The organism is Propioniciclava sp. MC1683, from assembly GCF_014164675.1.
Lineage (GTDB): Bacteria > Actinomycetota > Actinomycetes > Propionibacteriales > Propionibacteriaceae > Propioniciclava.
This window is the reverse complement of record NZ_JACJFX010000009.1, coordinates 14,506-28,365: the sequence shown is the minus strand read 5'-3', so window position 1 is coordinate 28,365 and position 13,860 is coordinate 14,506. Positions and strand designations below refer to the sequence as shown.

Sequence of the window (13,860 nt, the reverse complement as noted above, 5' to 3'; positions counted from 1 at the left end):
GAACTCTATCCCTTCAGCGCTGACGCGAGACTGTCCGCCACCCGCTGCGAGGGGTGGTGCACGTGGAGGGTCGAGGGGTGCCGGTAGGACTCCCAGTCGGCGATGAAGCGCTTCACCGCCCCGGTGTCGAGCTTCGTGAGCAGCACGTTCTCGCCCAACCCCTGGTGGGACTCGGTGCGCTCGCGGTGCACGGCGCACGGCTTGCCCAGGACGGCGCACTCCTGCTGGAGACCGCCCGAGTCGGTGACGACGAAGCTGGCCGCCTTCACCAGCGGCAGGAACTGGGCGTAGGGACGCTTGGGCATCAGCCGGAAGTGCTCGCCGAACAGGCCGCCCAGGCCGAGCTCGTCGATCTTGGCCCGCTCGGCCTGGCCCGCCACCATCAGCAGCGGCTGCTCGGCCGTCGCGCTCGCCGACAGGGCCTGGAGGATCTCGCGGAACGCCTTGGAGTCGGTGACGAGCTCGAACCGGTGCAGGGTGACGAGGCCGAACCTCTCGGGGAGGCCCTGCTCGTCCGGGGCCGCCTCCAGCATGGTGCGCAGGGCGTCCACCGCGGTGTTCGCGCCCGTGTCCAGGATCTCGCCGCGTGCGCGCTCCCGGCGGAGGTTGGCCACCTCGCGGGCGGTGGGCGCGTAGTGGAGCGTGGCCAGCTGGGCCACGATGCGCCGGTTCAGCTCCTCGGGGAAGGGGTGGCGGATGTCGCCGCTGCGCATGCCGGCCTCCACGTGCCCGACACGGGCGCGGACGAGCTTCCCGATGAGGGCGCCCAGCACGGTGGTGAAGGTGTCCCCGTGGACCACCACGATGGGCTTCGTCCCGTCCCGCAGGTCCGCCTTCAGGGCACGCCGGTCGCGCAGTGCGCCGAGCAGGATCGACGCCACCCAACCCGGGACCTGGCGCGACTTGGCGATGTGGCTGCGCCGCCCCTCGGGGAGCAGGTGGCGGTCGGGCTGCGGGAGGCCGAGGTTGTCGAGGGTCTCGCGCATGCCCGACACGTGCTGGTCGGTGCTCCACAGGTGGTAGCTGATGCCCCGGTCACGCAGCTCCTGCATCACGGGGGCCAGCTTGATGATCTCTGCGGTGGTTCCCGCGACGAAAGCGATGGACACGGGTGGGGCCTCCGGGCTCGGATCAGCGTGTGACGGACCCGGCTACGATACCAACGACGTAGGCGCGAGAAAGTTGGACCATGTCAGCAGCGGACCCCCTGGGCGTCGTCATCCCGTGCTACAACGAGGGCGACTGGATCCGGCGCTCGGTCGAGGCGTTGCACATCGCCGCGCGGCGCGCCGAGTGGCCCCTGGACGTGCTGGTCGTGGACGACGGCAGCGGTCCCGAGACGGCCGCCATCATCGACCAGCTCGTGGCCGAGGGGCAGGCACGCGTCCTGCGCCAGGCCAACGCGGGGCGGTTCGCGGCCCGGTTGAACGGGCTCCTCGCCCTGGCCACCGAGCACGTCTTCCTGCTGGACTCCCGCGTGATCGTCTCCCCCGACTCGCTGGTCCCCCTGCGGCGGCACCTGGCGGAGGAGCCGACGTCGGCGTGGAACGCCCACGTCGAGGTGATGACCGACGGCAATCCCTACGCGGCGTTCATGTACGGCATCACGAAGGTCGGCTGGCGCGCCTACTTCAGGCAGCCGCGCGTCGTCCGCTTCGGTCCCGACGACTTCGACGCCTACCCCAAGGGCACCGGGGCCTTCGCGGCCCCGCGCGAGACGCTGATCGAGGCCAGCCGTGAGTTCGACTCGCTGTTCGCCGACCAACGGTTCGCCTCCGACGACACCAAGATGCTGCGCAACGTGGCGGGCATGACCCCGATCGGGATCGACCCCGCGTTCACCGTCGACTACTACGGGCGCGACTCGGCCCGGCGGTGGCTGAAGCAGGTCTACTTCCGCGGCACCACCTTCGTCGACGGGTACGTCGGCACCCGGTCCCGGGCGATCGGCCTGCTCGCGGCCCTGGGGGTGGCGCTCCCCGCGACCGCGACCCTCGTGGTGCGGAAGCCGGCCGTCGGCGTCGCCGGGGTGGCCGCGGCGACGGCTGCCGCAGCAGCTGCCACCCGCGCATCGGGCGGCACGGCGCGCGAGGTGTCCGCCGTGGCCGGCCTGCTGGTCCCCTTCACGGCCGTGTTCGGGACGGGGTTCCTGCGCGGCCTGGTGATGGCAGCCAAGCGATGACACCGGCCGACCAGCCGGAGGAGGCGCGGTCGGAGGGCTTGGGCCGGCGGTCGGGCCTGCTGATCGCGGTGGCCTTCTTCACCGCGAGCGCGCTGGGGTTCGTGCTCCTGGGCGTGGTCTCGCGCTGGGTGACCCCCGAGCAGACCGCCCAGTTCCTCGCCCTGTGGGGCCTCGTGTTCGGCATCGGCAGCGCCCTGTCCGCCGTCGAGCAGGAGATCGTCCGCCTCGCGACGAACGCACACCTCGACCGGGTCCGCGTGCCCGGGCGGGCCCTGCAGGTGACGGGGCTCGCCATCGCCGTCGCCGTCGTGGTCGTCCTGGTGATCGCCCTGCTGCCGGGCGTGGGCGAGCTCCTGCGCCAGTCGGTGCTCGTCGCCGCCCTCGTCTTCGTGGCCACCGGCGGCTTCGCCGTCCAGTGCATGAGTAGGGCCGTCCTCCTAGGCACCAACCAGGTCACCGCCTACGTGAGCGTGATCGTGCTGGAGGCCCTGCTCCGACTGGTCCTCGCCGCCGGGTTCGTCCTGGGCGGGGTCGCGCCCACGCTCGGGCTGGCCGCCCTGGTCATCGTGATCGGCTGCTTCGGCTGGGTCCCCGTCGTGGGGCGGGTGCTGCGCCAGCTCGGCACCGACACCAGCGGGTCCAGCCTCCGGTCGGTCGGTTCCGCGGTCGGCGCCCTGGGGCTGGCGAACGGCCTGCAGTCGGTCCAGGTCACGGCCTTCCCCGCCGTTGCCTCCGCCATCCTCGGCATCTCGGCGGCCATGGCGCCGGTCTACGGCGCGGTCACCCTGGCCCGCCTGCCCCTGGTCGCCCTGGCCCCGGTCCAGGCGATGGCCGTCCCGGTCGCCACGCGCCTGATCCGGTCGGGCCGGATGGGGGACCTCCTCGGCCTCGTGGCCAAGCTCTCGGCCGGGGGCTTCGCCTGCGCGGCCCTCGCCCTGGGGGGCGGCTGGCTGCTCGGGCCGTGGGCCCTGCGGCTCTACATGGGCCCCGGCTACGACATCGCGCCCGCCGTGATCGCCCTCCTGCTGGCGGCCAGCTGCGTGCTCGCGGTCGCCCTGCTCATCGTCGCCGCCCTCATCGCGCTGGAGCGGTACTGGACGGCCGTCACCGTGTGGCTGGTGGCGGGGATCGCGGTCGTCCTCACCCTGGCGGCGGCGCCCCTGGCCCCCGACATGCGGGCCGCCGCGGGCGTCGTCGTGGGTGCCCTGGTGTCGTGGGCCGCGGCGTCCGTGGCGGTCACGCGGGAGGCGCGCCGACGCGCGTGAGGCGCCCGGCCCGCCCCGGCGTCCGGTCGGCCGGTTAACGTCGCGACCGGTGTGGCGCGTAGAATCAAGCGTCAATCCCCGCAACCAGTCTGGATCCCCGCATGCCCACACGCGCCGACCTGCGCAACATCGCCATCATCGCCCACGTCGACCACGGCAAGACCACCATGGTGGACGCCATGCTCTGGCAGTCGGGCGCCTTCCGCGAGAACCAGGACGTCGAGACGCGCGTCATGGACTCGATGGACCTCGAGCGCGAAAAGGGCATCACGATCCTCGCGAAGAACACCGCGGTCAAGCACACCATCGGTGGGCAGGACGTCACCATCAACATCATCGACACCCCCGGCCACGCCGACTTCGGCGGTGAGGTCGAGCGCGGCCTCGAGATGGTCGACGGCGTGCTCCTGCTCGTGGACGCCTCGGAGGGCCCGCTCCCCCAGACCCGGTTCGTGCTGCGCAAGGCCCTGGCCAAGCACCTGCCGATCATCGTGGTGATCAACAAGGTCGACCGCGCCGACGCCCGCATCAGCGAGGTCGTCGACGAGGTCTACGCCCTGTTCATGGACCTGGTCGACGACGAGGAGGCCGACAAGCTCGACTTCCCGATCGTGTACGCCGCCGCCAAGGCCGGCCGGGCGTCCCTGACCCAGCCCGCCGACGGCGAGCTGCCCGACTCGGCCAACCTCGAGCCGCTGTTCGAGGTGATCATGGACACGATCCCCGCCCCGACCTACACCGAGGGCGCGCCGCTGCAGGCGCACGTGACCAACCTCGACTCCTCGCCGTACCTGGGCCGCCTCGCGCTGTGCCGCATCATCGAGGGCACGATCAAGCGCGGCCAGAACGTCACGTGGATCCGCCGCGACGGCAGTTCCCAGAACGTGAAGCTCTCCGAGCTGCTCATGACCAACGCCCTCGAGCGCGTGGCCGCCGACACCGCCGGCCCCGGCGACATCGTGGCCGTCGCCGGCATCCCCGAGATCAACATCGGCGAGACGCTGGCCGACCCGGCCAACCCGATCGCGCTACCGCTCATCCACGTCGACGAGCCGTCGATCTCGATGACGATCGGCATCAACACCTCTCCGCTGGCGGGCAAGTCGGGCAAGAAGCTGACCGCGCGGCTGGTCAAGGCCCGTCTGGACCAGGAGCTGGTCGGCAACGTCTCGATCAAGGTGAACCCGACCGACCGGCCCGACACCTGGGAAGTTCAGGGCCGCGGCGAGCTGCAGCTGGCCATCCTCGTGGAGATGATGCGGCGGGAGAGCTTCGAGCTCACCGTCGGCAAGCCCGAGGTGTTGATGCGCACGATCGACGGCAAGCAGCACGAGCCGGTCGAGCGGCTGACCGTCGACGTCCCCGAGGAGCACCTCGGCACCGTCACCCAGCTCATGGGCACCCGCAAGGGCCGCATGGAGCAGATGGTCAACCACGGCACCGGCTGGGTGCGCCTTGAGTTCATCGTCCCCGCGCGCGGCCTGATCGGGTTCCGCACCGAGTTCCTCACCGAGACCCGCGGCACCGGGATCATGCACCACGTCTTCGAGGGCTACGAGCCGTGGGCCGGCGAGATCAAGACCCGCCAGACCGGCTCGCTGGTCGCCGACCGCATGGGCAAGGTCACCGCCTACTCGCTGTTCAACCTGCAGGAGCGCGGCTCGATGTTCGTCGCCCCCGGCGAGGAGGTCTACGAGGGCATGATCGTCGGCGAGAACTCCCGCCCCGACGACATGGACGTCAACCCCACCAAGGAGAAGAAGCTCACCAACGTGCGCTCCTCCACCGCCGACGAGCTCGAGCGCCTCGTGCCCGCGCGGGTGCACTCCCTGGAGCAGGCGCTGGAGTTCTGCCGCGCCGACGAGTGCCTCGAGGTCACCCCGGCCGCCGTGCGGATGCGCAAGACGACGCTCGTCGCCCATGAGCGCGCCAAGGAGCGCAACCGCGCCAAGAAGGACGCCTGACCCCACCGTCCACCGGTCTCGATAGGCTGTCCGCGTGGGCAGCTACCTCGTGACCGGTGGTGCCGGGTTCATCGGTTCGAACTTCGTGCGCCACTTGGTGGAGCACACCGACCATCGGGTGGTGGTGCTGGACAAGCTGACGTACGCGGCCCGGCGGGAGTCGTTGGACGGCCTGCCCGCCGACCGGGTCACGCTCGTGGAGGGCGACATCTGTGATGCCGGGCTGGTGGACCGCTTGGTGGCGGGTGCGGATGTGGTGGCGCATTTTGCGGCCGAGTCGCACAACGACAACTCGTTGAACGACCCGTCTCCGTTCGTCCAGACCAACCTGGTGGGCACGTTCGTGTTGTTGGAGGCGGTGCGCAAGCACGGCGTCCGGTATCACCACATCAGTACTGATGAGGTGTACGGCGACCTGGAGCTGGACGACCCGGACCGGTTCCACGAGTGGACGCCCTACAACCCGTCCTCGCCGTATTCGGCGACCAAGGCCGGCAGTGACTTGTTGGTGCGCGCGTGGGTGCGTTCGTTCGGTGTGCAGGCCACTCTGAGCAACTGCTCGAACAACTACGGGCCCTACCAACACGTGGAGAAGTTCATCCCCCGGCAGATCACCAACCTCATCGACGGGGTGCACCCCAAGCTGTACGGGGCCGGGCAGAACGTCCGCGACTGGATCCACGTCGACGACCACAACAGCGCGGTGCTGCGGATCATCGACGCCGGCCGCATCGGCGAGACCTACCTCATCGGCGCCGACGGTGAGATGAACAACAAGGCCGTGGTCGAGATGATCCTGCGCCTGATGGGTCACCCGGCGGACGCGTACGAGCACGTCACCGACCGCCCGGGGCACGACCTGCGGTACGCGATCGACTCGACGCGGCTGCGTACCGAACTGGGGTGGACGCCGGCCTACACCTCCTTCGAGGACGGGCTGGCCGCCACCATCGACTGGTACCGCGACAACGAGGCCTGGTGGCGTCCGATGAAGGAAGCCACGGAGGCCAAGTACGCGAAATCGGGTCAGTGACCGTGGCGGACCTCGCGGTGCACACCACGCCCATCCAGGGGCTGCTGGTGCTCGACCTGCCCCAGCCCGGCGACTCGCGCGGTTGGTTCAAGGAGAACTGGCAGCGCGCCAAGATGGTCGCCCTCGGGCTGCCCGACTTCGGGCCCGTCCAGAACAACATGAGCTACAACGCCGAGCGCGGCGTCACGCGCGGGCTGCACGCCGAGCCGTGGGACAAGCTCGTCAGCCTCGCCCACGGCCGCATCATGGGCGCGTGGGTCGACCTGCGACCCGGTGAGAGCTTCGGGGCGACCTACACCCTCGAGATGGGCACCGACAAGGCCGTCTTCGTGCCCCGGGGCGTCGCCAACGGCTACCAGGCCCTGGAGCGCGACACCACGTACTCCTACCTCGTCAACGACCACTGGTCGCCGGCCGCGCGGGCGCCTTACACCTACCTCAACCTGGCCGACGAGACCGTCGCCATCGACTGGCCGATCCCGTTGGCCGAGGCGATCGTGTCGGACGCCGACCGTGCGCACCCCCGCCTGGCCGACGTCTCCCCCATGGCGCCGCGCCGCACGGTCATCACGGGCGCCGGCGGACAGCTCGGGCGCGCCCTGGTCGCCCTCCTGCCGGACGCCACCGCGCTCGACCGCGACGACCTCGACCTGACCGACGCGGACGCCGTCGCACGTTTCGACTGGGCCGGGGTGGGCACCATCATCAACGCGGCCGCCTGGACGGCCGTCGACGCCGCCGAGACCGACGAAGGACGCCGCGGCGCCTGGTCGGGCAATGTCGACGCCGTCGCACACCTGGTCGGCGTGTGCCGCGAACACCGCATCACCCTCGTGCATGTCTCCAGCGACTACGTCTTCGACGGCCAGACCGAGGTGCACACCGAGGACGAACCCGTCGCGCCCCTGGGCGTGTACGGGGTCACCAAGGCCACCGCCGACGCCCTCGTGCAGACCCTGCCCGACCACTACATCGTGCGCACCAGCTGGGTCATCGGCGAGGGCAGGAACTTCGTCCGCACCATGGCCGACCTCGCCCGCCGCGGCATCGAACCATCGGTGGTCGACGACCAGTACGGCCGGCTCACCTTCACGGCCACTCTGGCCGACGGCATCCAGCACCTGCTCCAGGCACGGCCCGCGCCGGGGATCTACAACCTGACCAACTCAGGGCCCACCCGGTCGTGGTTCGACATCGCGCGCGAGGTGTTCACCCTCGTCGGAGCCGACCCCGAAACGGTCTCCCGCCAAACGACCGCAGACTTCGCAGCCGGCAAGGTCATGTCACCACGCCCCCGGCACAGCACCCTCGACCTCACCAAGATCCAGGCCACCGGGTTCACGCCACCCGACGCCGACGAGGCCCTGCGCGCCTACCTCTCCTGAGCTAGAAGGTTCAGCAGGTAGTCGCCGTAACCGGACTTCACGAGGGGCTCTGCCCGGGCACGCAACTCGTCATCGGTCAGGAAGCCTTGGCGCCACGCCACCTCTTCGGGGCAGCCGACCTGGAGGCCCTGACGGGCCTGGATGGTACGCACGAAGTTGGACGCGTCGTTGAGTGAGTCGAACGTTCCCGTGTCGAGCCAGGCCGTCCCGCGCGGGAGGACCTCGACCTGCAGGGTCCCCTGGTCGAGGTAGACCCGGTTGACGTCGGTGATCTCGTACTCGCCGCGGGCCGACGGCTGCAGGCTGGCCGCGATCTCGGTGACCTGCTCGTCGTAGAAGTACAACCCCGGCACGGCGTAGTTCGACTTCGGGTGCGCGGGCTTCTCCTCGATCGAGATCGCCTTTCCCGTGTCATCGAACTCGACGACGCCGTAGGCCGTCGGGTCGGCCACCCAGTAGCCGAACACGGCGGCGCCCTCGATGTCGCCGAACCGGGAGAGCTGTCGCCCCAGACCCGGCCCATAGAAGATGTTGTCGCCCAGGACAAGGGCGCACTTCTCACCGCGGGCGAAATCTGCGCCGATGGTGAACGCCTGCGCCAGACCCTTCGGCTCGGGCTGGGTGGCATAGCTGATCGACACACCGAATTGGGAGCCGTCCCCGAGCAGCCGCTGGAAGGACTCCGACTCGTGCGGGGTCGTGATCACCAGCACATCGCGGATCCCCGCGAACATGAGGGTCGACAAGGGGTAATAGATCATCGGCTTGTCGTAGACCGGGACCAGCTGCTTCGACAGCCCCCGCGTGATCGGGTGCAACCGGGTGCCCGAGCCACCCGCCAGGACGATTCCACGCATGACGCATCCTCCCACGGGCAGGCCAGCCGGGTGACCGCACGGTGCCCGTCAGAGGGACAGGCCGATGTACTTCGTCTCCAGGTACTCCTCGATGCCCTCGAAGCCGCCCTCGCGACCCAGGCCGCTGGCCTTGACGCCACCGAAGGGCGCCGCCGGGTTCGACACCACGCCCGAGTTGAGGCCGACCATGCCGGTCTGCAGCGCCTCGGCCACCCGGACCGCCTCGCCGAGGTTCTCGCCGAACACGTACCCGATCAGGCCGAACTCGGTGTCGTTGGCCAGCGCGATCGCCTCGTCGACGTCGTCGTAGACCAGCACGGGCGCGACCGGCCCGAAGATCTCCTCCCGGACCACCCGCGAGCCCGGGTCGACGTCGGCGAGCACGGTGGGCCGCATGAAGTGGCCCTCCCCCGCGTCGTCGGCCCGCCCGCCGCCGGTGACGAGGCGGGCGCCGTCGGCGACGGCCTCCTCGACGAGGGCGGTGACGTTGGCGAGGGCGTCCGCGTTGATCAGCGGGCCGACCTCGGTGCCGGCCGCGAGCCCGTCACCGACCGTCATGGCCCCCAGCCGCGCGGCCAGGCCGGCGGTGAACTCCTCGGCGACGGAACGGTGCACGATGAACCGGTTGGCCGAGGTGCAGGCCTCGCCGATGTTGCGCATCTTGGCCAGCGCGGCGCCCTCGACCGCGCGCCCGACGTCGGCGCTGGGCAGGACAACGAAGGGGGCGTTGCCACCCAGCTCCATCGAGGTGCGCAGGATGTTGGCCGACGCCTGCTCCAGCAGCGAGCGGCCCACCTCGGTCGACCCCGTGAACGTCAGCTTGCGCAGGCGCGGGTCCGCCAGCAGCGGGCCGGTGGTGGCGCCCGAGCGCGACGTGGTGAAGACGTTGACCACACCGGCGGGCACGCCCACCTCGTGCAGCACCTCGGCCAGCAGCAACGACGTCAGCGGGGTCTGGGACGCCGGCTTGAGCACCACGGTGCAGCCCGCGGCGAGCGCAGGGCCGATCTTGCGGGTACCCATCGCCAGCGGGAAGTTCCACGGGGTGATGGCCAGGACCGGCCCGACCGGCTGCTTCGTGGTGACCAGCCGCGAGCCGCCCAGGGGCGCGACGGCGTAGCGGCCGTGCACGCGGACCGCCTCCTCGGCGAACCAGCGGAAGAACTCGGCCCCGTAGGTGACCTCGCCGCGGGCCTCGGCCAGCGGCTTGCCCATCTCGAGGGTCATCACGGTGGCGAACTCGTCGGCGCGCTCGACGATGCGCTCGTAGGCCGCCCGCAGCAGTTCGCCGCGGACGCGCGGCTCGGTCGCGGCCCACGACGCCTGCGCGGCGACGGCGGCGTCGAGGGCCGCCATCGCGACCTCGGGCGAGGCGTCGGCGACGTGGGTGAGCGTCCGCCCGGTGGCGGGGTTCTCGACGGCGAGGGAAGTCTCGTCGTCGGTCCAGGCGCCGTCGATGTAGTGGGTGCGCGGCAGGCGCGCGAGCAGGGCGTCGGCGTCCATCACGGACGCCCGCCCAGGTTCGGCCGCACGTGCAGCCCGACCTCGGGGTCGACCACGACCTCCTGCGCCGCGGCGATGCCGTCGACCGTCAGGGTGGCCTCGGTCGGGGTGTTGCGCTTCACCAGCGCCAACCCGATCGGGCCGAGGTCGTGGTGGATCGCGGAGGTGCCCATCCGGCCGACGACGCGGCCGTCGAGGACCACGTCGGCACCGACCTCGGGCAGGCGTTCCTCCGACCCGTCGAGGAGGAGGACGGTCAACCTGCGCGGGGGGCGTCCGAGGGTGTGGACCCGGGCCACGGTCTCCTGGCCGCGGTAGCAGCCCTTCTGCAGGTGCACGGCCGCGCCGAGGCGGTCGCCGTCGGGCATCGCGACCTCGTTGGGGATCGTCTTGTCGTCGGTGTCGAGGAAGATGCGCGGCTGGCCGGCGGCGATGCGGACGGCCTCGGCGGCCCACGTCCCGGCGCGGACCTCGCCCAGGGTGGCGTCGAGGTCCTCGCGCGCGACCACGGTCGGGCCGCCCCCGGCGATGACCATCGCGTGGGTGGCGGACCGGTCGGCGAGCTCGACGCGCGACGCGAACACCATCCGCGAGAGCCAGGCCAGGAGGGGCTCGAGGTGGCCGGGCTCGGTGTGCGCCCAGAAGGTCTCGCCGTCGTCCACGCCGCCGAACACGTGCTCGATGCGGCCGTTGGGGTCGAGGATGAACGCGGTCACGTGCTGGCCGGGCAGCAGCCCCTCGAAGGCCTGCGACGTGAGCGCGTGCAGCCAGGTGAGCCGGTCGGGCCCGGCCACGGTGAAGACGGGCCGGTGGGAGAGGTCGACCGTGGCCTCGCCCGCCTCGAGGCGGCGCTGCTCACGCAGCGGGTCGCCGTAGTGCCAGGCTGCGCCGGCGTCGGGGCCGGACTCGTTCAGCACGCGCGCCATGTCAGACCCGGTTCAGCGTGGCCCACATGTAGGGGCGCAGCGCCTCGTCGGTGGTGGCGCGGTCGAAGCTGTACATGAGCTTGCCGTCGACGTTGCCGTAGAGGCGGCGTCCGGCGGTGTACTCGACGGTGGCCAGGGGCGAGCGGACCACGGCGTCGGTGGTCAGGTCCACGCGGCCCGGCTGCAGCTTGCCGTACCAGATCTCGGAGTAGCCCTCGGGGCTGCACATCACGACGTCCACGTCGGCGGACTCGTTCGCCCGCCAGAAGCCGGTCTCGATCGTGAGCGGCCGCTCGGGACGCCCCTCCTCGTCGAGGAGGAACATCTGGGCCAGGTAGTGCAGGTAGTCGCTGCCGTTCTCGGTGAAGTCGATCTGGACGCCGAACTGCACCTTCTCCTCGCCCGGCCACTCGCGGTAGCCGGTGCCCTCCCAGCGGCCGCGCAGCCAGGCCAGGCCCACGAGTGCGGGGTTCAGGTCGGTCGGGATCTCGAACATGCGTCTCCTTCGGAAGTTCTCCTCACCCCAACGCTCGCGTGCCGGGGATGATTCCGCAAGGCCGAGGCGTCGCGCGTCCGCGCCAGCCGACCCGCGTCCGCGCCAGCCGACCCGCGTCCTCGCCCTGACAAGCGCTCGGAGTAGACTGGCGCGGGTGATCACCCGCCGACACCTCCTTGCTGGCGCAGCGACCGGCACCGTCCTGATCGTCGCAGGCTGCACCGGCGACGGTCCCTCCACCCCCACCGGCCCCCTGCCGCCCGACAGCACCGAGACTCCCCAGGTCGACCCGAACACGCACCGCGTGGTGGCGCGGACCCCGTCCACCGACACCGTCATCCCCGCCGGCCCCGACGGCGCGATCGCCGCGTCGCGGGCACTCCTCGCCGCGGCCACGGCCGTGGTGGTGGTCGCCGCCGCGCCGGCGTCCGCCGCCCCCACGGTCGGCACCCCGAGCCCAACCACGTCGCCCGAACCCACCGGGACCGCATCGCCCGCACCGACCGCCTCGGCCGACCCGACCGCCTCCCCGGAACCCAGCGCCGCCGCCGACCCGCACACGGTCGCGGCCGCCCTGGCCCGCGAGCTGGGCATCCCCGCCTTCGTCGACTCCCCCGACCTGGCCGCCGAGCTCGACCGCCTCCAGACCCGCACCGTCCTCGCCTACGGCACCCCGCAGCACGTCGGGGACCGCGAGGTCGTCCCCGCGCCGGCGACCGCCGCGGAGGTGGACCTGCCCGGGCTCCCCGCCCAGGTGGAGCCCCCGCCCGTCCTCGCCCTCGCCGCTCCGGCGACCGACCCGCTCACCCAGTCCGTCCTGGCCGCGGCGAAGCTGACCGCCACCGAGGCCACCCACCCGGGCATGACGGCCGCCACGACCGCCACGGTGAAGCAGCACGAGGGGCCGGTGCTCGCGATCGGCGACGGCTTCGGCACCGACGAGCAGCTGGCGGGTCAGGTCGAGGCCACCCGCACCGCCCCCGAGCTCCCCGGGGGCGGCATCGTGCCGTTCCCGACCCACCACATGGTCGCGCTGTACGGGCACCCGCAGACCGCGGCGCTGGGCATGATGGGCGAGCAGCCCCCGGCCGCGGCAGTGGAGCGGCTCAACAAGCTCCTGGAGCAGTACCGCGAGCACATGCCCGACCAGACGGTGATGGGCTCGTTCGAGATCATCGCGACGGTGGCCTCGGCCGCCCCGGGCGCGGACGGCGACTACACCTACCAGACGCCGGTCGAGCTCCTGATGCCCTGGATCGAGGCCGCCGAGGCCAACGACATCTACGTGGTGCTCGACCTGCAGCCCGGCCGCAAGAGCTTCCTCACCCAGGCCCAGCACTACGAGGACCTGCTCAAGCGCCCGACCGTCGGCCTGGCCCTCGACCCCGAGTGGCGGCTCAAGCCCGACCAGAAACACCTGCGCCAGATCGGCCAGGTGCACATCGACGAGGTCAACGAGGTGGGCGCGTGGCTGGCCGACCTCGTGCAGGCCAACGACCTCCCGCCCAAGGTGCTGACCCTGCACCAGTTCCAGACCCGCATGATCATCGAGCGCGAGCGGCTCGACACGTCCCGCCCCGAGATCCAGTACCTGGTGCACGTCGACGGGCAGGGCCCCCAGGGCTCGAAGCAGGCCACGTGGGAGGTCATCCGCCGCGGCCTGCCCGACAGCGTCTTCCTGGGCTGGAAGAACTTCGAGGACGAGGACACCCCCATGCTCACCCCGAAGCAGACCGTCGAGCAGGTGCACCCCACCCCGCACTTCATCTCCTACCAGTAGCCCGGGAGCGACCATGCGCATCGTCGTCCAGCGCGTCACCCGCGCCGGCGTCACCGTCGACGGCCAGGTCGTCGGCGCCATCGAGAGCCCCGGCCTGTGCCTGCTGGTGGGGGCCACCCACGGCGACACGCAGGCCGACGTCGACCGCCTCGCCGACAAGGTGTGGAACCTCCGCATCATGCGCGACGAGCGCTCGGCCGCCGACCTCGGGGCCCCGATCCTGGTCGTGAGCCAGTTCACGCTGTACGCCGACGTCCGCAAGGGGCGGCGTCCGAGCTGGAACGACGCCGCGCCCGGCCCGGTCTCCGAACCGCTCGTGGACGCCCTCGTCGCGGCCCTGCGCGCCCGCGGCGCCACCGTGGAGACCGGCCGGTTCGGCGCCGACATGGCGGTCGACCTCGTCAACGACGGCCCGGTGACGCTGCTGCTCGACAGCGCCATCTGGGCGCGCTGACCACCACCGGCCCGC

At 71.5% G+C, this 13,860-nt stretch carries 12 protein-coding genes; 7 read left to right on the top strand and 5 right to left on the bottom strand.

Going from position 1 to position 13,860, the window contains the following annotated elements; translation table 11 throughout:
- Positions 1 to 5: 5 nt before the first annotated feature.
- Complete coding sequence (locus H5397_RS07770) at positions 6 to 1,109, bottom strand: UDP-N-acetylglucosamine 2-epimerase (RefSeq protein ID WP_220492108.1); 1,104 nt, start codon at positions 1,107 to 1,109, stop codon at positions 6 to 8.
- An 80-nt stretch (positions 1,110 to 1,189) separates the two neighbouring features.
- On the opposite strand from H5397_RS07770, the gene H5397_RS07765 reads away from it, so the two are divergent.
- The 5 genes from H5397_RS07765 (at position 1,190) to H5397_RS07745 (ending at position 7,829) form a co-directional block, all read left to right on the top strand.
- Positions 1,190 to 2,182 (top strand): glycosyltransferase family A protein, encoded by a 993-nt coding sequence (locus H5397_RS07765; protein WP_182816287.1) that lies wholly within the window; start codon positions 1,190 to 1,192, stop codon positions 2,180 to 2,182.
- Entirely contained in the window at positions 2,179 to 3,447 is a 1,269-nt protein-coding gene (locus H5397_RS07760) for a hypothetical protein (protein ID WP_182816285.1), read from the top strand. The genes H5397_RS07765 and H5397_RS07760 overlap by 4 nt, the downstream gene beginning before the upstream one ends.
- Before the next feature lie 101 nt (positions 3,448 to 3,548).
- The gene (typA, locus tag H5397_RS07755; protein WP_182816283.1) at positions 3,549 to 5,411 is read left to right on the top strand and encodes a translational GTPase TypA; all 1,863 of its coding nucleotides are present in this window, start codon (positions 3,549 to 3,551) and stop codon (positions 5,409 to 5,411) included.
- A 34-nt stretch (positions 5,412 to 5,445) separates the two neighbouring features.
- Positions 5,446 to 6,444, top strand: a complete 999-nt coding sequence (rfbB, locus tag H5397_RS07750; protein ID WP_182816281.1) for a dTDP-glucose 4,6-dehydratase — start codon at positions 5,446 to 5,448, stop codon at positions 6,442 to 6,444.
- 2 nt (positions 6,445 to 6,446) lie between these two features.
- The gene (locus H5397_RS07745) at positions 6,447 to 7,829 is read left to right on the top strand and encodes a bifunctional dTDP-4-dehydrorhamnose 3,5-epimerase family protein/NAD(P)-dependent oxidoreductase (RefSeq protein ID WP_182816279.1); all 1,383 of its coding nucleotides are present in this window, start codon (positions 6,447 to 6,449) and stop codon (positions 7,827 to 7,829) included.
- Here the strand turns inward: H5397_RS07745 and rfbA are convergent.
- Genes rfbA through H5397_RS07725 form a run of 4 tightly spaced genes read right to left on the bottom strand, consistent with a single transcriptional unit; the run spans position 7,817 to position 11,611 of the window.
- Positions 7,817 to 8,686 (bottom strand): glucose-1-phosphate thymidylyltransferase RfbA, encoded by an 870-nt coding sequence (gene rfbA / locus H5397_RS07740; RefSeq protein WP_182816277.1) that lies wholly within the window; start codon positions 8,684 to 8,686, stop codon positions 7,817 to 7,819. The two genes, H5397_RS07745 and rfbA, sit on opposite strands and share 13 nt — an antisense overlap.
- A 48-nt stretch (positions 8,687 to 8,734) precedes the next feature.
- Entirely contained in the window at positions 8,735 to 10,189 is a 1,455-nt protein-coding gene (locus H5397_RS07735) for an NAD-dependent succinate-semialdehyde dehydrogenase (protein WP_182816275.1), read from the bottom strand.
- Positions 10,189 to 11,115 (bottom strand): folate-binding protein YgfZ, encoded by a 927-nt coding sequence (locus H5397_RS07730; RefSeq protein WP_182816274.1) that lies wholly within the window; start codon positions 11,113 to 11,115, stop codon positions 10,189 to 10,191. The genes H5397_RS07735 and H5397_RS07730 overlap by 1 nt, the downstream gene beginning before the upstream one ends.
- Position 11,116: 1 nt before the next feature.
- The gene (locus H5397_RS07725; protein ID WP_182816272.1) at positions 11,117 to 11,611 is read right to left on the bottom strand and encodes an FABP family protein; all 495 of its coding nucleotides are present in this window, start codon (positions 11,609 to 11,611) and stop codon (positions 11,117 to 11,119) included.
- 154 nt (positions 11,612 to 11,765) lie between these two features.
- Here H5397_RS07725 and H5397_RS07720 point away from each other — a divergent pair, with 154 nt between their 5' ends.
- Positions 11,766 to 13,391, top strand: coding sequence for a hypothetical protein (locus H5397_RS07720; RefSeq protein ID WP_182816270.1), 1,626 nt, complete (start codon positions 11,766 to 11,768; stop codon positions 13,389 to 13,391).
- A gap of 13 nt (positions 13,392 to 13,404) precedes the next feature.
- A complete protein-coding gene (dtd, locus tag H5397_RS07715) occupies positions 13,405 to 13,845 on the top strand; it encodes a D-aminoacyl-tRNA deacylase (protein ID WP_182816268.1) in 441 nt (146 codons plus the stop codon).
- Positions 13,846 to 13,860 lie beyond the last annotated feature (15 nt).

Excerpts from the sequence above, each read along its gene's own strand:
- H5397_RS07765 (WP_182816287.1), top strand. The coding sequence starts at position 1,190 with ATGTCAGCAGCGGACCCCCTGGGCGTCGTCATCCCGTGCTACAACGAG.
- H5397_RS07760 (WP_182816285.1), top strand. The coding sequence starts at position 2,179 with ATGACACCGGCCGACCAGCCGGAGGAGGCGCGGTCGGAGGGCTTGGGC.
- typA (WP_182816283.1), top strand. The coding sequence starts at position 3,549 with ATGCCCACACGCGCCGACCTGCGCAACATCGCCATCATCGCCCACGTC.
- rfbA (WP_182816277.1), bottom strand. The coding sequence starts at position 8,686 with ATGCGTGGAATCGTCCTGGCGGGTGGCTCGGGCACCCGGTTGCACCCG.
- H5397_RS07735 (WP_182816275.1), bottom strand. The coding sequence starts at position 10,189 with ATGGACGCCGACGCCCTGCTCGCGCGCCTGCCGCGCACCCACTACATC.
- H5397_RS07730 (WP_182816274.1), bottom strand. The coding sequence starts at position 11,115 with ATGGCGCGCGTGCTGAACGAGTCCGGCCCCGACGCCGGCGCAGCCTGG.
- H5397_RS07725 (WP_182816272.1), bottom strand. The coding sequence starts at position 11,611 with ATGTTCGAGATCCCGACCGACCTGAACCCCGCACTCGTGGGCCTGGCC.
- dtd (WP_182816268.1), top strand. The coding sequence starts at position 13,405 with ATGCGCATCGTCGTCCAGCGCGTCACCCGCGCCGGCGTCACCGTCGAC.